The following is a 17222-nucleotide window of genomic DNA, read 5'->3' on the forward strand; positions in this document are numbered from 1 at the left end:
TAATGTGCGGGCGACGGGTCGCCCGTCCGTCAACCGTGGCCGCCGTCAGTCCCCGCGCGGAGCTCGGAAGTCCACCGAGGTGACGAGGACGTAGTCGAAGTAGATCGGGTCCCCCGCCTCGTCCATCGGGTACTCGAAGCTGCTCTCGTTCGACAGGATCACTCCGAGGCCGGGAAGAGTGTCCACGCCGTCGTCGTTCTGCTCGACCGTATGGCCCCGTTCCTCGAGGTGCTCCAGCAGCTCTTCGCCGGGAGTGCGGAAGACGTCGAGACCGTCGAGGACGACCGTCACCTCCACGCCCTCGACCTGGAACCGGTAGACATGAATGTCGGTCAGCGTGCCGTGGGTGAAGCCGAGATTGAGCCCGGTCCGGGAGGCCGCGTGCTCGCAGAGCACCTGTCCAGGAGCGCCGCCGTAGTCCGGGTCGCACGGGGCGAAGCCCAGCTCGCGCGCGGCTCCGACGGCCTCGTCGGCCGACATGGCGAGCCTGAGCGTGGCGACTCCCACCTCGGGCAGCAGCTCCAGAATCATTAGTATTCCTTCCCAGCGCTCCTCGACGTACGTGAGAGCCCCACCGTGCGGCGGCAGGTCTCCCACCTGCAACGGCGTACTCGATATCAGGCAGACCTGGCCAGTTGACCTGCGGCAGCAGCGGTTTCTGCGGGCGGTGCGCTGCCGTAGCGACGCTGGGCTCCGGCGTACCGGCGCGAGGCTGCACACCTCTCATGGGCAGTCAGAACGCCTGCATGTACACCCGGGTCTTCTCGGCGTCCAGTTCGAGGACGTGGATTTCGATCCACTGGACTTCGCTCCGACGATTGTCACCCACGCAGGACGGACAGACCCCGGCCCAGCGGACGCCCTTCTCGCTCTGGGGCTCGGTGAGGCCGAGGTGCCCGAAGAGCTCGGTGGAGGACGGAAGGCCCTGGGAATTGGTGCGCAGGGGCTTCTCGGGTCGCAGGTCCTCTGCGACCCGTACAGCGGTCTTCTCGTCGGTGACGAAGGAGAGCAGGTAGACGTCTTCCTGCGGGTTGATCTGCACGGCACCCCTCACCTCCGCCGCGCTCCCAGGCACCGTCACCTTCATGAACGCGGACGACTCGGGGGCGCCCATGTCCTTCCCCCAGTGCGAGGTGCGTACGTCCGCCGTCCCGGGGCCGTCCGCGCCGGCAGTCGTGCAGGAAGCGAGCAGCAGCACAGCCCCGAAGGCCGCCAAGGGGCTTGGCCGCAGGGCAGGTCGACAGTTCACCGGTTCTCCTCGTTGCCGCGTGAGACATCCCCACGGGCGATCAAAAACCTGGGCGAAAATCATTCGACGCCGTAGCGCCACTCCGCCATGATCAGGGGCATGTTCCGGTACGCCTTCCTCGCAGCGCAGTCCGCAGTCGCGGACGCGCCGAAGGCTGCCGTGAGCCCTGCGGCCGCATGCGCAGCAGCAGTCGCAGCAGCAACTGACGCAGCGTTCGCCGCTGCCGCAGCGCCCTTCGGCGGCGCCCGAAGCTGACCCTCCCCCGACAGTCCGGCGGACCCCGTAAGGGGAGGGTCGGCGGGACCCGGGGGTCTTCTTCTCTCAGCTTCGACATCCAAGGAACGAGCCATGCCCAAGACGGCATACGTGCGCACCAAGCCCCACCTCAACATCGGCACCATGGGCCACGTCGACCACGGCAAGACCACCCTGACCGCCGCCATCACCAAGGTGCTCAGCGACCGCGGCACCGGCACCTTCGTGCCGTTCGACCGGATCGACCGGGCCCCCGAGGAGGCGCAGCGCGGGATCACCATCAACATCGCGCACGTCGAGTACGAGACCGACACCCGGCACTACGCGCACGTCGACATGCCCGGACACGCCGACTACATCAAGAACATGGTCACCGGTGCGGCGCAGCTCGACGGGGCGATCCTCGTCGTCTCCGCGCTCGACGGCATCATGCCGCAGACCGCGGAGCACGTCCTGCTGGCCCGTCAGGTCGGCGTCGACCACATCGTCGTCGCCCTCAACAAGGCCGACGCGGGTGACCCCGAGCTCACCGACCTGGTCGAGCTGGAGGTCCGCGAGCTGCTCTCCGCGCACGGTTACGGCGGGGACACCGTGCCCGTCGTACGGGTGTCGGGGCTCGGCGCGCTGCAAGGCGACCCACGCTGGACCGCGTCCGTCGAAGGGCTGCTGGACGCCGTCGACACGTACGTACCGATGCCGGTGCGTTACACCGACGCGCCGTTCCTCCTGTCGGTCGAGAACGTGCTCACCATCACGGGCCGCGGCACCGTCGTCACCGGAGCCGTGGAGCGCGGCACGGTGCGTGTCGGGGACCGTGTGTCGGTGCTCGGGGCGGACGTGGAGACGGTCGTCACCGGCCTGGAGACCTTCGGGAAGCCGATGGAGTCCGCGGAGGCCGGCGACAACGTCGCGCTGCTGCTGCGTGGGGTCGAGCGCGACCGGGTCCGCCGCGGCCATGTGGTGGCGGCGCCCGGGAGCGTCACTCCGAGCCGGCGTTTCACCGCGCAGGTGTACGTCCTGTCGGCCCGTGAGGGAGGCCGGACCACGCCGGTTACCACGGGCTACCGGCCGCAGTTCTACATCCGTACGGCGGATGTCGTCGGGGACGTCGACCTCGGCGAGGCGGCCGTGGCGCGGCCCGGTGACACGGTCACCATGACCGTCGAGCTCGGCCGCGACGTCCCGCTGGAGTCCGGCCTCGGCTTCGCGATCCGCGAGGGCGGGCGCACGGTCGGCGCCGGCACGGTCACCGGCCTGCTCTGACGGCACAGGCGCGGCCCGCCTTCCCCGCCCCGGGGAGGGCGGGCCGCACCTTCTGCGGCAGACTGGGCCCATGGCAGACACAGCTCTCGTACTGGGTGCCGGAGGGGTCACCGGCACCGCCTGGGAAACCGGCATCCTGCACGGACTGGCCAAGGCGGGTGTCGACCTCTCCACCGCCGATCTGATCGTCGGGAGCTCGGCGGGTGCCATCGTCGGGGCGCAGCTCGCCTCCGGACTCGTCGGCGTCGGCGACCTCTACGAGCGGCAGCTCGCCGATCCGGAGAACGAGAAGGGGACGGCGGGCCGGCTCGGCCCTGTCACCGTCCTGCGTTACGCGAGAGCGGTGCTCTCCTCCCGTACGCCCGACGAGTACGGCCGCAAGCTGGGCGCCCTGGCCCGCGACAGCCGGCCCGGAGCGACCGCGGCCGAACGCCACGAGGTGATCGCGAGCCGGCTCCCGTCGCCCGAATGGCCCGAAAGGCACCTGCTGGTCACCGCCGTGGACGCGTCCACGGGTGCGCTGCACACCTTCGACAGGACGGGCCCGGTCGCGCTCGTCGATGCCGTCACCGCCAGCTGCGCGGTCCCCGTGGTCCGGCCCGTGGTCAGCGTCGGCGGAAGGAGCTGGATCGACGGGGGTGTGCACTCGCCGGCCAACGCCCATCTGGCTTCCGGCTACGAACGCGTCGTCGTGATCGCACCCACCGCCAGCGGAAACAAGGTGATCGTCTCGCCTCGCGCCCAGGCCGCCGAACTGGAGGCCGCGGGCGCCCGGGTCGAGGTCATCACCCCGGACGCCGGTACCCGGAAGGCCATCGGCCGCAACTCCCTGGACCCCATGCGACGGGCCGCCGCGGCCAGGGCCGGGCTCGCCCAGTCCGCCGCCCACACCGAAGCGGTCGCCGCTGTGTGGAACGGCTGACCTGGCGGGAAGAGGCTCCGGCGCCCGGCACAATGGGGGAGTGAACGAGCCGATACCCGTCATCCGCGACACCGACTGCGGCACCGCCAGGCTGCTGCCCGACGTCGACCGGGACCGGGCCTGGCTGCTCACGGTCGACGGTGCCCCGCAGTCGTACGTGGATCTCGACGAGCCGGAGCACCTCGAATTCGAGTACGTACGCCGGCTCGGCCACGTCGTGGACCGGGCCGGCGCCCCGGGTGCGCCGCTGGACGTGGTGCACCTCGGCGGCGGCGCGCTCACGCTGCCGCGCTACGTCGCGGCGACCCGGCCGGGATCGCGGCAGCACGTGGCCGAGGCGGACCGTGGACTCGTCGGCCTGGTCGGCGAGCATCTGCCGCTGCCCGAGGGGGTTGGTGTCACCGTGCACGGCAGCGATGCCCGGGGGTGGCTCGAAGAGGCACCGGCAGGTTCCGCGGACCTCCTGATCGCCGATGTCTTCGGCGGCTCACGCGTGCCGGCGCACCTGACCTCCGTCGAGTACGCGCGTGTCGCCGGACGGGTGCTGCGGGCGGACGGGGTCTACGCGGCGAACCTGGCCGACGGCGCTCCGTTCACCTTCCTGCGCTCGCAACTGGCCAACTTCGCCGAGGTGTTCGACGAGCTCGCGCTCATCGCCGAACCGGCCGTGTTGCGCGGCCGGCGCTTCGGCAACGCCGTGCTGCTCGCCTCCCGCAGCCCCCTCGACGTCGCGTCGCTCACCCGGCTGTGCGCGGCCGACGCGTTCCCCGCGCGGGTCGAGCACGGCGCGTCGCTCACCCGGCTCATCGGCGGTGCGAAGCCGGTACGGGACAGTGAGGCCGTGGCCTCACCCGAGCCCCCCGACGGCGCCTTCAGCATCGGCTGACTCCCGGGACCGCGCGGGGGCGTCGATCTCCTTCACGGTGCTGCGGCGGGTCAGATTCCGTACGTCAGGAACGAGCAGCACGCCCGCCGTCACCAGCACGATCAGCGCGGCACACCCCCAGAGGGCCTCGCTGCGGCCGACCAGCGTCTCCACCGGGCCTGCCGCCGCCGTGGCGAGCGGAACCATCGCGACCGAGCCGAACCAGTCGTACGCCGCGACCCGGGAAAGCTTCTCCTCCGGAATCTCCTGGTGAAGGGCCGTCATCCAGGACACCCCGAACACCTCTATGGCGACGCCGGTCACGAACATCACCGCGCAGAGACCGGCCACCGGCAGCGGGATCGCGAGCCCCGCGGACGGCAGGGCGAGCGGGAACACACAGAGCGTCCCGGCCAGCAGCAGCCGCCGGGGCTTCCACCGCATCATCAGCAGCGCCCCGCCCAGCGTGCCGACCCCGAACGCCGCGAGCGCGAATCCCCAGGGGCGAGCGCCTCCGAGCTCGTCCCGCGCCACCAAAGGTCCGTACACCGCCTCGGCGGCACCGACGACGGCCACGACCACGGAGAACTGCAGCACGACGGCCCAGAGCCAGGGACGCCCGGCGACCTCCTGCCAGCCCTCCCGGAGGTCGGCGAGCAGCCCGCCGCCCGGTGCGCGCGCGGGGATGTGGCTCACGTTGAGAAAGGCCCGGAGCGCACCGGCGACGGCGAAGGCCGCCGCGTCGACCGCCAGTACCCAGCCCGGGTCCATGGCCGCGATCATGGCGCCACCGAGTGCGGCGCCGCCGATGGCCGCGCCGTGCATCGACATCCGGAAGAAGGCGAAGGCGCGGGCCGCCTGTTCGCCGGTGACGCTGGACATCAGCATGCCCTCGGCCGCCGGACCGAAGAAGGCCTGGCCGGTGCCGCAGAGCGCCGTCAGCAGCATCATCTGCCACAGCTCGGCGCCCCCGGTCAGCACCAGCCAGGCGAACACCGCCTGCGAGACACAGTTGAGCGTGTTCGCTGCCACCATCACCCGGTGACGCGGCAGCCGGTCCGCGACAGCGCCGCCGATCAGCAGGAAGAGCACCAGCGGCGCCGTACGCGCGGCGGCGACCAGACCGACGTCACCGCCGTCGCCACCCGACTCCAGAACCGCGAAGGCCGCCGCGATCAGCGCGCCGTTGGTGCCCAGGCTCGTGATGATCGCGGCGGCGGTCAGCAGACCGAAGTTACGGCCTGCCGGCACCGAGCGCGGGGCGGAAGAGGGGGAGGAGTCGGCGGAAGTCACCAAGGGACTATCCCCGCCCCGGCCCCCTCCCGCCAAATGAGCGGTCCGGTCCGTGTGTGCGGGAGGCTCAGGAGGTGGCCTCCACGCCCTCCGCCAGGCGCACCGTGCTGAGGATCTTCTGGATGGTGGTGTCCGGGAGTTCGTCGTCGACTCCCACGTTCGCGTGGAGGATCCAGGTCGAGTATTCGTCCTTGCCGTTCTTGAAGGAGAACGCGATCGACTTGCCGTCGGTGTCGCACTTGTTCTTGTTCGCGAGTCCGGTCGCGGTCGCTGTCACGACGCTGCCGGAGACACCCGACTTGGTGGTGTACGGGCTGGCTTTGCCGACCTTGACCTTGTCCTTGGGGTCCTCCTGGCCGTATGCGGCCCACACCCAGGTGCCCGCCTCGTTCGTGGCGGCCTCATCGGTGTTCTTGGCGCCCTGGGCACCCTTGGTGCCGACACTGGCCAGTCCGGTGTCCTCCTTGACGCCATCCTTGTCGGAGTCGTCGACGCACCACTTGCTCTTGAAGTGGGCGGGTGCGGAGAAGGCGACGAGCGGCGCTCCCGCGGGGTCCTTGGCATCCTCGAAACCGGAGGTCACTCCGGAGCCCGAGACCTCCCAGTCGCCGGGCACGTCGAACTGCGTGCCCCACTTGGGATTGGTCACGACCTTCCAGCCCGGAATCGTGGGCGCGGCGTCCTCACCGCCCCGCGGGTTCGCCGCGGGTGAGGACGCCGCGTCGGACGTCTTCGCCGACGGGGACGCCTTGCCTTCGGCGACCTTCGCACTTCCCTCGTCGTCGTCCTTGTTCATGACGACGACGCCGGTGACGACCGCCGCGATGACGACCGCGGTGGCCGCGAGGACGGCGACGACCGTCGTCTTCTTCTTGTCGTCCGGCTGCGGGCCGCCCGGCCCGCCCGGTACGGCGTACTGCGGCACGGTGGGCTGCTGGTACGGGTTCGGCTGCGGGTACCCGGGCTGCTGACCCGGCTGGCCCTGCTGCTGATATCCCGGCTGCTGGTAAGGATTCGGCTGTTGGTACCCCGGCTGCTGGTACGGGTTCTGATTCTGGTCCTGCGGGTTCTGCTCGCCCCCGGGCGGCTGCTGTCCTGGCCACATGGCCAGTAACCATAGAGGGGCGGGGCGGCCCCTGCTACGGGCGCCCCTGTGAGGGGATGGTCAAAGAGTGCTACTCGCTAGTAACATCGCGGCCATGAGCACTGAAGAGATGACAGTCGGCGACATCCTGTCCGCGAGCGTCCCGATGGTCAGGACCCTCGGCATCACGTACCTGGAGACGACTGCGGAGCGTGCCGTCCTCTCGCTCCCCGACCGGGCCGAATACCAGAACCACCTCGGCGGTCCCCACGCCGGCGCGATGTTCACGCTCGCCGAGTCGGCGAGCGGCGCGATCGTCGTCGCCGCGTTCGGCGACCAGATGTCCAGGGCCGTGCCGCTGCCCGTCACGACGGAGATGGCTTTCAAGAAGGTGGCCATGGGTGACCTCACCGCGACCGCGGTGCTGGGCCGGCCGGCAGCCGAGGTCGTCGCCGAACTGGATGAGGGAAAGCGCCCGGAGTTCCCCGTGAGCGTCGAGATCCGGCGCGCGGACGGTGCCGTCACCAGCGAGATGAGCGTGGTCTGGACGCTGCGTCCGAACCGCTGACCGCGCCCGGCCCCGCCACCCCCGGCCGGGGCGCTGGCGCCGCGGCCCCGGCCGTCCGGCCCGGTAGGCTGCCAGCGGTGCACCACCCGTGGTGCACCGCTGCAGATCTTTAAGGGAAGGACCCGCGTTGCACGTCCAGGAGTGGCTCGAGACCGTTCCCGCGGTCAGCATTTACCTCCTGGTGGGGGTCGTCATCGGACTTGAGAGTCTGGGTATTCCGCTGCCCGGCGAGATCATCCTCGTGAGTTCGGCGCTCCTCGCCTCCCAGCACGGCGACATCGACCCCGTGGTGCTCGGCGCCTGCGCGTCGGCCGGGGCGATCATCGGTGACTCGATCGGCTACGCCATCGGCCGCAAGGGAGGGCGCCCGCTGCTCGCCTGGTGCGGCGGGAAGTTCCCCAAGCACTTCGGGGAACCACAGATCGCCATGGCGGAGCGGTCGTTCGAGAAGTGGGGCGTGTGGGCGGTCTTCTTCGGCCGTTTCGTCGCCCTGCTGCGGATCTTCGCGGGACCGCTGGCCGGTGTCCTGCGCATGCCGTACTGGAAGTTCCTGATCGCCAATGTGCTCGGCGGGATCGTCTGGGCCGGAGGCACCACCGCCGTCGTCTACTCGGTGGGTGTCGTCGCCGAGGCGTGGCTCAAGCGCTTTTCGTGGCTGGGGCTGCTGGCCGCCGTGCTGATCGGTGTCATCTCGATGCTGGTGCTGAAGAACCGCGCCAAGAAGGCCGCGGAGCAGGCCGACAGCCCCGTGGCGGCGCCCGAACCGGAGACGGTCCCGGCCGACTGACCCGGCGCGGGCCCCGGGGCGTGCTTCGGCTTCAGCTCTCGCCCGGGGCCCGCCACGGTCGGTCGGAGCGGGCCGTGCGGGGATCAGTCCTGGTGCGCCTCGCGGTGGGCCTTCGCCAGTTCCACGTAACCGGCCGCGTTGAAGGCGATGCCCTCACGCTCCTCGGCGGTCAGCTCCCGCTTGACCTTGGCGGGCACGCCGGCGACGAGTGAGCCCGGCGGCACCCGCATCCCCTGCGGTACGAGGGCCTGCGCCGCGATCAGTGAACCCGCGCCGATGTGCGCGCCGTTGAGCACGGTGGCGCCCATGCCGACCAGGACGTCGTCCTCGATGACGCAGCCGTGCAGGACGGCGTTGTGACCGACCGACACCCTGGCGCCCACCGTCATCGGGAAGCCGGGGTCGGTGTGCACGCTGCAGTTGTCCTGGATGTTGCTCTCAGGGCCGAGGGAGATCGGACCGCCGTCGCCGCGCAGTACCGCGTGGTACCAGACGCTGGAGCCCGCAGCCATCGACACCTCGCCGACGACGACGGAGGTCGGCGCAAGGAAGGCGTCCGGGTCGATGTCCGGCTCCTTGCCGCCGATACCGGTGACCAATGCCCGCTCTGCCATCGCCTGCTCCTCCGGTGCGGTGTGGTGCGCTCGGCGCCCCTGTTCCGCACGAACCGTAATGGACGATCCCGGCGCCCCGGACAGGTGGGGTGAACATCACAGCTCGTCGCGCGGATCCGTTCCGGCCGGGCCGACTACCGTGAGCGGGTGCCGAAGAACCGGAACTTGTTCTCCTCCCTGGCCCTCCGGCGGCGTGGTGTCACGTCCCGCGCCGTCCATCGCGTCTGGGCCTGGGTGCAGGAGACCGGAGCGGTCACCGCGCAGCACCCCGGACGGCTCCGGTTCGGCCGTATCGGTACGGGAACGCGGCTCGCCTTCCCGCAGGGCACGGTCTTCGGGGAGGCGTGGATCGAGCTCGGCGACCACTGCATCATCGGTGAACAGGTGACGCTCACGGCGGGCCTGATGCCCGATCTGGACCTGGGATCCGAGACGGTCCTGACCCTGGGCGACGGTGTGGTGCTGGGCCGGGGCAGTCATGTCATCGCCGACACCACGGTGTCGATCGGCTCGGACACGTACTGCGGTCCGTACGTCTACATCACCTCCACCAACCACAGTTACGACGATCCCGGTGAGCCGGTCGGCAAGCAGTGGCCACGCATGGAGCCGGTCGTGATCGGCCCCGGGTGCTGGATCGGCACCGGAGCGGTGATCCTTCCGGGGGCCAGGCTCGGCCGCAACGTGGTGGTCGCGGCGGGAGCCGTCGTACGCGGAGAGGTTGCCGACCACGCGGTGGTCGCGGGGGCGCCGGCCCGGGTGGTGCGGAGCTGGGATCCGGACAAGGGATGGCAGCCGCCGCTGCGTACGCCCGCTCCCGTGCCGATCCCCGACGGGGTCACGCCCGAGCAACTGGCCGCGGTGGCGCTGCTGCTGGAGGACCCGGCGGGCGGTACCTGAGTTCTTCGGCCCGGCCCTCGCAGTCACCCCGTACGCCCCGCTCGGCGAGCGCCGTCACCACCGGATACAGCGAGGAGACTCCCGGCCTCGCTCCCGCCACCGGTCGCGATCACGAGGATCCCGAGGACGGTGGCGGCGATGCACTGCGACTCGACCACCACGGTGAGGGCGGGCGTACGCCGGGTCAGGAGCCCGCCGCCGAAATCGGCCAGGCCCCACAGCAGGCTCGTGGCCAGGGCGAACGCTGCTGTCATCGGGCGCCTCGCAGTACAGTGCGTCGGTCGGGTGGGCGCACCACACCGTAGGGCAGTATTTTCGACTCTGGCATCCAGAATATTGGACGGAATGTGTCTGACCTCGATCAGCTCACCCAATCGCTCGCGCGTAACCTCAAGCGCTGGCGAGGCGAGCGCGGCTTCACCCTGGACGCTCTCGCGGCCCGAGCGGGGGTCAGCCGCGGCATGATCATCCAGATCGAGCAGGCGCGTACGAACCCGAGCGTCGGCACCACCGTCAAGCTCGCCGACGCGCTGGGCGTCAGCATCACCACGCTGCTCGACTACGAGCAGGGATCCCATGTGAGGCTGGTGCCCGAGAGTCAGGCTGTCCGCATGTGGTCGACGGAAGCCGGCAGCGCGAGCACTCTGCTGGTGGGCACGGAGGCCGGGGGCCCGGTCGAACTCTGGTCCTGGCACCTGGTGCCCGGCGACAGCAGCGCCTCCGACCCGCATCCCGAAGGGACGGTGGAACTCCTCCACGTCACAGCGGGTGAGCTGACCCTCGTCGTGGACGGCGAGGCCCACGCGGTGCCCGCCGGCACCTCGGCGACATTCGAGGCCCATGTGCCGCACAGTTACCGCAACGACGGCACCGAGACCGCCGATCTGACGATGGCGGTATCGATCCCGCCGGTCCGCCGGGAAGGCAAGTGAGCAGCTCGCGGGGGCTGTTGGTGTGAGCGATATGCGCGCACCCCTGGGCGCCTTCAGCGGTGCCTCTCCCGCCACCGGCCGGCTGAGCGGTGCACTCAGCAGCCGTCGGCCCGATGGTCCTTCAGCCATCCCGTGGCGAAATCGACGGCTGTGCGGAGGGGGAACAGGAAGCTTCCGGCAGCGCCCACCCTGCCGGTGACGACCGCGTCGGACCGCGCACGGACGAAGTCGCTCCCGAGGGTGGCGAAGTCGCTGTCGTCCAGGGTGATGTCCTCGTACTCCCACCAGCGTCCGCTTCCGCCCTCCGCGGCCACCACACAGCGGTAGAGGCGGCGGGGCGGGGCGGGGCGGCGGTACTCCGCGAGGTGGAAGGCGGTGCAGCTGTCGAAGCCCGTGCCCAGCAGCAGGACCTGTGCGTCGCTCTCGTACAGCCTGGCCAGCGGGGAGTCCTCACCCAGGTGGCAGTCCTGACGATGGCCCGTGAGCAGGTGCCCGGCCGCCGGGCCGAGCGCGGCGAACGAGGTCTGCGGGTGGGCGCTGCGCAGCGCACCCGGAGCACGCCGCACCGCCTCGGCGAGCGCGCCCATCGTGGGTGCGGGAGAGACCGCCGGGTCGAACGCGGGCATCGACGCACGCACCGTCGCGCGGGCCTTGGCGCTCAGTCCGCGGACACGCTCCAGGTAGGAGCGCGAAGTGTCGGAGTTCTCCGGGGTGAAGGCAGGGACGACCAGCGTCCCCTCCGGCCCCAGAGCCCGGCGTAACGCGGCGGCCATGTTTTCCGCGTCCCCTCCCACGGAGCGCATCGAGGCGTGCACCAGCACGACACCGTCCCGCCGCACACCGAGCTCGTACAACTGGGTGGTGGCGCGTTCACCGCCGAGGAGGAGAGGCTGGGTCACAGCGGACATTCTTCCCGCCGGGAGGCTTCCGCGACACCACGCCTGTCAGAAGCCGTATGGATACCCGTCTTCGAGCTGGGGTCGAAGGCCGGTATGCATACGGTTTCTCAGCCGCGCGGCCCCAGGCGAGGTATCTCGATCGCCGGGCAGCGGTCCATCACCATGGCGAGGCCCGCCGCGCGCGTGCGCTCGTACGCCTGCTCGTCGATCACGCCGAGCTGGAACCAGACCGCTTCGGCACCGGCCGCCACCGCCTCGTCGGCGACACCGCCGGCCAGGTCGCTGTTGACGAAGACGTCCACCACGTCGACGGGGAAGGGGATGTCCGCCAGCGAGGCATATCCCTGTTCGCCGTGGACCGGCTCCGCCTTGGGATGGACGGGCACCACCCTCTTGCCGAAGCGCTGGAGGACCTCCGCCACCCCGTAGGCCGCGCGGGACCGGTTGTCGGACAGGCCCACCACTGCCCAGGTGTCGCCCGTGTCCTGGAGGATCCTGCGAACCGTCTCATCGTCTGCGTACATGCCCGGACAACGGACGGCCCCGCCTGACCATTCCCCACGGGAGGGTGAGGGTCCCGGCCGGAACGGCGCATAGGGTGGACCGATGCAGGAGCAGTACCGGACAGTCGCCCGCGCGGGGGTGCACGAGACCGAGGTCAGCCGATCGCGCTTCCTCTGCGCGCTCGCCCCCGCCGCCACCGAGCAGGAGGCGCAGGAGTTCATCGCGCGCATCCGCAAGGAGCACCCCACCGCCAACCACAACTGCTTCGCCTACGTCATCGGCGCCGACGCCTCCGTGCAGAAGGCGAGCGACGACGGGGAGCCGGGCGGGACGGCGGGCGTCCCCATGCTGCAGATGCTCATGCGCCGGGACGTGCGTTACGCCGTCGCCGTCGTCACCCGCTACTTCGGCGGCGTCAAGCTCGGCGCGGGCGGGCTGATCAGGGCGTACGGAGGCGCGGTCGGTGAAGCGCTCGACGCGCTGGGCACCACCACCCGCCGCCGGTTCCGGCTCGCCACGGTCACGGTCGGCCATCAGCGGGCGGGCAGGCTGGAGAACGATCTTCGCGCCACCGGACTGGCCGTCCGCGAGGTGAGCTACGCGGAGGCCGTGACGTTCGCGATCGGGCTGCCGGACGCCGACGTCGACGGTTTCAGGGCCTGGCTGGCCGATGCCACGGCAGGCTCCGCGACGCTCGAACTGGGTGGCGAGGCGTACGGGGATGTCTGAGCCGATGAGGGATCCGGGGCCACGCGGCATGAGCGTGGTCCGGCCTGCCGCGGATTCCCGGGGCGGGCGGGGTGCCGGACCGGTGCGGTCCTGGGGCGGAGGAAGCGGAAGATGAGGGTCGTAGCCGTCGGAGTGATGTCGTGAGGATTCTGCACACCTCGGACTGGCACCTGGGGCGGTCGTTCCACCGCGTCCCGATGCTGGACGCCCAGGCCGCCTTTCTCGACCACCTCGTCGGGACGGTGCGGGAACACGCCGTCGACGTGGTCGTCGTGGCGGGTGATGTCTACGACCGGGCCGTACCACCGCTGTCGGCCGTCCAGCTGTTCGACGACGCGCTGCACCAGCTCGCCGCCGCCGGGGTGCCGACCGTCATGATCTCCGGGAACCACGACTCCGCCCGGCGGCTCGGTGTCGGCGCCGGACTGATGGCACGGGCCGGGATCCATCTGCGCACCGACCCCGGCCACTGCGCCACCCCTGTCGTACTGCACCACGCGGAGGGTGATGTGGCGTTCTACGGCCTGCCCTATCTGGAACCCGCCCTCGTCAAGGACAGCCTGGGCGCGTCGAAGGCGGGGCACGAGGCCGTTCTCACCGCGGCCATGGACCGGGTACGGGCCGATCTGGCCGCCCGGCCGGACGGCACCCGGTCCGTGGTGCTCGCCCATGCGTTCGTGGCGGGCGGTGAACCCAGCGACAGTGAACGCGACATCACGGTCGGCGGTGTCGCAGCCGTCCCCGCAGCGGTCTTCGACGGCGTCGGCTATGTGGCACTCGGCCACCTGCACGGCTGCCAGACGATCACGGAACGCGTGCGCTACTCGGGCTCACCGCTCGCGTACTCCTTCTCCGAGCACGCGCATCGCAAGACGATGTGGCTGATCGACCTCGGCGCCGGCGGAGATCTCGTCGCCGAACGGGTCGACTGCCCGGCCCCGCGCCCGCTCGCACGGCTCCGAGGACCTCTCGGCACGCTGCTCGAGGACCCGGACCTCGAGCGGCACCGGGAATCCTGGGTGGAAGCCACCCTCACCGACCCGGCGCGGCCCGACGATCCGATGGCCCGCCTGCTCGAACGTTTCCCGCACACCCTCAGCCTGGTCTTCGACCCCGAACGTGCCCCTCAGGACCCCCTCGCGTCGTACGCGCAGCGGCTCAAGGGGCGTGACGACCAGCAGGTGGCGGAGGATTTCGTGGCCCATGTACGCGGCGGAAGCGGTCCCAGCGCACAGGAGCGGGCGGTGCTGAGCGCGGCCTTCGACGCCGTACGCGTCGCCGACGGGGTCGACGAGGTGTCCCGATGAGGCTGCACAAGCTCACCCTGACCGCGTTCGGACCCTTCGGCGCCGCCCAGGAAGTCGACTTCGACGCGCTGTCCTCGGCCGGGATCTTCCTGCTGCACGGTCCCACCGGCGCGGGCAAGACCTCCGTTCTCGACGCTGTCTGCTACGGGCTGTACGGGGCGGTGCCCGGCGCCCGGCAGAGCCCCGGCACCTCCCTGCGCAGTGACCACGCACCGGTCGACCGGCCGACGGAGGTGTGCCTGGAGCTGACCGTCGGGGGGCGCCGTCTGGAAGTGACCAGGCGGCCCGCCCAGCCCCGCCCCAAGAAGCGGGGCGGCGGCTTCACGACCGAGAAGGCACAGAGCTGGCTCCGCGAGTACGACCCCGAGCAGGGCTGGAAGGCGCTCAGCCGCTCCCACCAGGAGATCGGGGAGGAGATCGGCGGGCTCATCGGAATGAGCCGTGACCAGTTCTGCCAGGTCGTGCTGCTGCCGCAGGGCGACTTCGCGCGATTCCTGCGGGCCGACGCCGAAGCGCGCGGGAAGCTGCTCGGCCGGCTCTTCGACACCCGCCGATTCGCAGCCGTGGAGGAGCGCCTGGCCGAGCTGCGACGGGCCGCCGAAGCCAAGGTCAAGGCGGGGGACGAGCAGATCCTCGCGCTGGCCCAGCGCATCGCGCAGGCGGCCGGTCCCGTGGCGGAGGAGACGGCGCTGCCCGAGGAACGGCCCGGTGAGCCCGGTCTCGCCGAAGGGGTCCTGCAGTGGGCCGCCGTCGCGCGCAGCGGAGCGCGTGAACGGCTCGACATCGCCCGGTGCGTCCTGGCCGGGGCGGAGGGCCGGAGCTCCGCCGCACGCCACGCACTCGAGGCCGAGCGCGAACTCGCCCGGCTCCAGCAGCGGTACGAGGAGACTCTCCGCCGTGCGGCGGGCCTGGAGGACCGCCGCGCGGAACGCGACCGCTGTCACGAACAGCTGGCACGCGCGCGCAAGGCGGATCTGGTCGCCCCGGCGCTCGACCTTCGCGACGAGGCCGAGCGGGCCCACCGCGCGGCTCTCGGCGCTCGCGAGCGGTCCCGCGCGGGGCTGCCTGCCGAGCTGGCCGAAGCGGGCCTCGAGCAGCTGGCCGGCAGGGAACGTGAACTGCGGGCGGGGCTGGGCGCACTCGACGCCGCACGCCGCGCCGAACGCCGGAGCCGGGAGATCGACGCCGAACGGTCCGGCCTGGAAAGGCAGTCCCGCTCCGACGAGGAACTGATCCAGGAGGCGGCGGAGTGGCTGGCCGGCTGGGACACCACCCACCGGACCCTCAGGGAAGCCGTCGAGACGGCGCAGGACGCCGCGACCCGCGCGGAACAGCTGGCCGGCCTGCTCGACCCGGCGCGCAGGAGGCTGGAGGCGGCACGCCGGCGCGACGCGCTCGCAGTGCAGGAGGGAACGACGGCTGCGGCCCTGACCACGGCCCGCGAGCGTGCGGTCGACGCGCACGAGAAGTGGCTGGCGCTGCGGGAACAGCGGCTGCGCGGCATCGCGGCGGAACTGGCGGGTCAGCTCGTCGACGGCGTGGCCTGTACGGTGTGCGGCTCGGCCGAGCACCCGGCGCCGGCCCGCGCGGAGGCCGGCCACGTGGACCGGGCCACGGAGGAGGCGGCGCTCGTCGCCCACCGGCGGGCCGACCGCGCCCGTGCGGACGCGGAGAGCGAGCTCGGGGTCCTGCGCGAACGTCTCGCCGCGGCGCGGGCGGAGGCGACGGCCCCGGAGGACGGAACCGGCGCCACCGGGCCGGCGGACCGCGCCCCCGTATCCGTGGCAGAACTGCGGGCGGTCGTCGACCGCCTGACCCGGGACCACACGGACGCGCACCGTCTGGCGGCGGGAACACACGCGGCCAGGGAAGCACTCGCCGCCGCTGAGCGTGAACACCTCGGCCGGCTCGACGACCGGCAGCGGGCCGAGCGGCGTGCGGCTGCCCGCACCTCGCAGCGCGAAGCACTCGACCGTGAACAGGGAGTGCTGCGAGGTGAGTTGGTGAAGGCCCGTGGCGCGTGCGCCTCCGTGGCCGAGCACGCGGAGCTGTTGGCGCGGCGTGCCGGGATGCTGGCCGACGCAGCCGAGGCCCTCCGTGCCGAACAGGGCGCGGCCGAGCGGCTCAAGGAGGCCGACGGCAGGCTTGCCGACGCCGCTTTCCGGGCCGGGTTCGACACGCCGCAGGCCGCCGCCGCGAAGCTCCTCGGCGACACCGCGCAGCGGGAGCTCCAGCACCGCATCGACGCCTGGCAGACGGAGGCCGCCACGGTCGCCGACCGGCTCGCCGAGGAGGACGCCCGAACCGCCGCCGCCGGACCGCCCGCAACACCGGATGCGGCACAGGCGGCGTACGACCGGGCCTCGAAGGTGCTGCGCGACGGTGCCGCAGCGCACGCCGCCGCGCAGGAGCGCAGTACGGAGCTCGACAGGCTCTCACGCCTTGCCGAGAGCGAGGTGCGTGCCCTGGGGCCACTACGCCAGGAGCACGCAAGGGTGGCCCGTCTCGCCGGGCTGACCGGGGGCACCTCCGTGGACAACGAGCGCAAGATGCGCCTGGAGTCGTACGTACTGGCGGCCCGCCTCGAACAGGTGGCCGCCGCGGCGTCGGCGCGCCTCCAGCGGATGTCGTCGGGCCGCTACACGCTGGTCCACTCCGATGAGCGCAGCGGTGGACGCAGGGCGGGGCTCGGACTGCACGTCGTCGACTCCTGGACGGGCCGGGAGCGCGATACGGCCACCCTGTCCGGCGGAGAGACCTTCTTCGCCTCCCTCGCCCTGGCTCTCGGCCTGGCCGACGTGGTGACGGACGAGGCGGGCGGCGTACGTCTGGACACGCTGTTCATCGACGAGGGCTTCGGCAGCCTCGACGACCAGACGCTGGACGAGGTCCTCGATGTCCTGGACTCGCTGCGCGAACGCGACCGCAGCGTCGGCATCGTCAGCCACGTGGCCGACCTGCGGCGCCGCATCCCCGCCCAGCTCGAGGTCGTGAAGGAACGGCACGGGTCGGCGGTGGTCCACCGGTCGGCCGGCACGCTCAGCGGCTGAC

At 71.6% G+C, this 17222-nt stretch carries 17 protein-coding genes and 1 pseudogene; 10 read left to right on the forward strand and 8 right to left on the reverse strand.

The features are described from left to right. Positions 1–45: 45 nt before the first annotated feature. Complete coding sequence (locus ACFYQ5_RS03020; RefSeq protein ID WP_389192235.1) at positions 46–531, reverse strand: hypothetical protein; 486 nt, start codon at positions 529–531, stop codon at positions 46–48. Between the two features lie 202 nt (positions 532–733). Beyond that, positions 734–1249: a hypothetical protein gene (locus ACFYQ5_RS03025; protein ID WP_389192237.1), complete on the reverse strand. Its 516-nt coding sequence runs from the start codon at positions 1247–1249 to the stop codon at positions 734–736. 348 nt (positions 1250–1597) lie between these two features. Here ACFYQ5_RS03025 and tuf point away from each other — a divergent pair, with 348 nt between their 5' ends. The 3 genes from tuf to ACFYQ5_RS03040 all read left to right on the forward strand — a co-directional run bounded on the left by tuf (position 1598) and on the right by ACFYQ5_RS03040 (position 4575). Beyond that, entirely contained in the window at positions 1598–2767 is a 1170-nt protein-coding gene (tuf, locus tag ACFYQ5_RS03030) for an elongation factor Tu (protein ID WP_389192240.1), read from the forward strand. A gap of 70 nt (positions 2768–2837) precedes the next feature. Beyond that, entirely contained in the window at positions 2838–3689 is an 852-nt protein-coding gene (locus tag ACFYQ5_RS03035) for a patatin-like phospholipase family protein (RefSeq protein WP_389192243.1), read from the forward strand. A 40-nt stretch (positions 3690–3729) separates the two neighbouring features. Beyond that, the gene (locus ACFYQ5_RS03040) at positions 3730–4575 is read left to right on the forward strand and encodes a spermidine synthase (protein ID WP_389192246.1); all 846 of its coding nucleotides are present in this window, start codon (positions 3730–3732) and stop codon (positions 4573–4575) included. On the opposite strand, the gene ACFYQ5_RS03045 is transcribed toward ACFYQ5_RS03040, so the two are convergent. Further along, entirely contained in the window at positions 4537–5847 is a 1311-nt protein-coding gene (locus tag ACFYQ5_RS03045) for an MFS transporter (protein WP_389192248.1), read from the reverse strand. The genes ACFYQ5_RS03040 and ACFYQ5_RS03045 overlap by 39 nt on opposite strands. Before the next feature lie 67 nt (positions 5848–5914). Then, positions 5915–6952 carry a hypothetical protein gene (locus ACFYQ5_RS03050; RefSeq protein ID WP_389192251.1) on the reverse strand — a complete coding sequence of 346 codons (1038 nt, stop codon included), beginning with the start codon at positions 6950–6952 and terminating at the stop codon, positions 5915–5917. Between the two features lie 109 nt (positions 6953–7061). Between ACFYQ5_RS03050 and ACFYQ5_RS03055 the strand changes: the two genes are divergently transcribed. Together ACFYQ5_RS03055 and ACFYQ5_RS03060 are read left to right on the forward strand one after the other, a co-directional pair. Continuing rightward, entirely contained in the window at positions 7062–7499 is a 438-nt protein-coding gene (locus tag ACFYQ5_RS03055; protein WP_389193079.1) for a DUF4442 domain-containing protein, read from the forward strand. 127 nt (positions 7500–7626) lie between these two features. Beyond that, entirely contained in the window at positions 7627–8286 is a 660-nt protein-coding gene (locus ACFYQ5_RS03060) for a DedA family protein (protein ID WP_389192254.1), read from the forward strand. A gap of 83 nt (positions 8287–8369) precedes the next feature. Here ACFYQ5_RS03060 and ACFYQ5_RS03065 read toward each other — a convergent pair whose 3' ends face one another. Next, positions 8370–8900 carry a gamma carbonic anhydrase family protein gene (locus ACFYQ5_RS03065; protein ID WP_389192257.1) on the reverse strand — a complete coding sequence of 177 codons (531 nt, stop codon included), beginning with the start codon at positions 8898–8900 and terminating at the stop codon, positions 8370–8372. A gap of 147 nt (positions 8901–9047) precedes the next feature. On the opposite strand from ACFYQ5_RS03065, the gene ACFYQ5_RS03070 reads away from it, so the two are divergent. After that, positions 9048–9800: an acyltransferase gene (locus tag ACFYQ5_RS03070; RefSeq protein WP_389192259.1), complete on the forward strand. Its 753-nt coding sequence runs from the start codon at positions 9048–9050 to the stop codon at positions 9798–9800. A gap of 56 nt (positions 9801–9856) precedes the next feature. On the opposite strand, the pseudogene ACFYQ5_RS03075 reads toward ACFYQ5_RS03070, so the two are convergent. Further along, a pseudogene (locus ACFYQ5_RS03075) lies at positions 9857–10054 on the reverse strand (hypothetical protein); the annotation flags it as partial. Positions 10055–10147: 93 nt separating this feature from the next. Here ACFYQ5_RS03075 and ACFYQ5_RS03080 point away from each other — a divergent pair. Beyond that, positions 10148–10732 (forward strand): helix-turn-helix domain-containing protein, encoded by a 585-nt coding sequence (locus ACFYQ5_RS03080; RefSeq protein ID WP_389192262.1) that lies wholly within the window; start codon positions 10148–10150, stop codon positions 10730–10732. A 95-nt stretch (positions 10733–10827) separates the two neighbouring features. Here ACFYQ5_RS03080 and ACFYQ5_RS03085 read toward each other — a convergent pair whose 3' ends face one another. Beyond that, positions 10828–11640, reverse strand: a complete 813-nt coding sequence (locus ACFYQ5_RS03085) for an aminoglycoside N(3)-acetyltransferase (protein ID WP_389192265.1) — start codon at positions 11638–11640, stop codon at positions 10828–10830. A 98-nt stretch (positions 11641–11738) separates the two neighbouring features. After that, positions 11739–12155, reverse strand: a complete 417-nt coding sequence (locus ACFYQ5_RS03090) for a CoA-binding protein (protein ID WP_389192268.1) — start codon at positions 12153–12155, stop codon at positions 11739–11741. Between the two features lie 82 nt (positions 12156–12237). Here ACFYQ5_RS03090 and ACFYQ5_RS03095 point away from each other — a divergent pair, with 82 nt between their 5' ends. From ACFYQ5_RS03095 to ACFYQ5_RS03105, 3 genes are all read left to right on the forward strand, one after another. Then, the gene (locus ACFYQ5_RS03095) at positions 12238–12864 is read left to right on the forward strand and encodes a YigZ family protein (RefSeq protein ID WP_389192271.1); all 627 of its coding nucleotides are present in this window, start codon (positions 12238–12240) and stop codon (positions 12862–12864) included. Positions 12865–13004: 140 nt separating this feature from the next. Further along, positions 13005–14171, forward strand: a complete 1167-nt coding sequence (locus ACFYQ5_RS03100) for an exonuclease SbcCD subunit D (RefSeq protein WP_389192273.1) — start codon at positions 13005–13007, stop codon at positions 14169–14171. Beyond that, positions 14168–17221, forward strand: a complete 3054-nt coding sequence (locus tag ACFYQ5_RS03105; protein WP_389192276.1) for an AAA family ATPase — start codon at positions 14168–14170, stop codon at positions 17219–17221. The genes ACFYQ5_RS03100 and ACFYQ5_RS03105 overlap by 4 nt, the downstream gene beginning before the upstream one ends. Position 17222: the final 1 nt, after the last annotated feature.

It is taken from the genome of Streptomyces sp. NPDC005794, from assembly GCF_042871445.1.
Classification (GTDB): Bacteria; Actinomycetota; Actinomycetes; order Streptomycetales; family Streptomycetaceae; genus Streptomyces.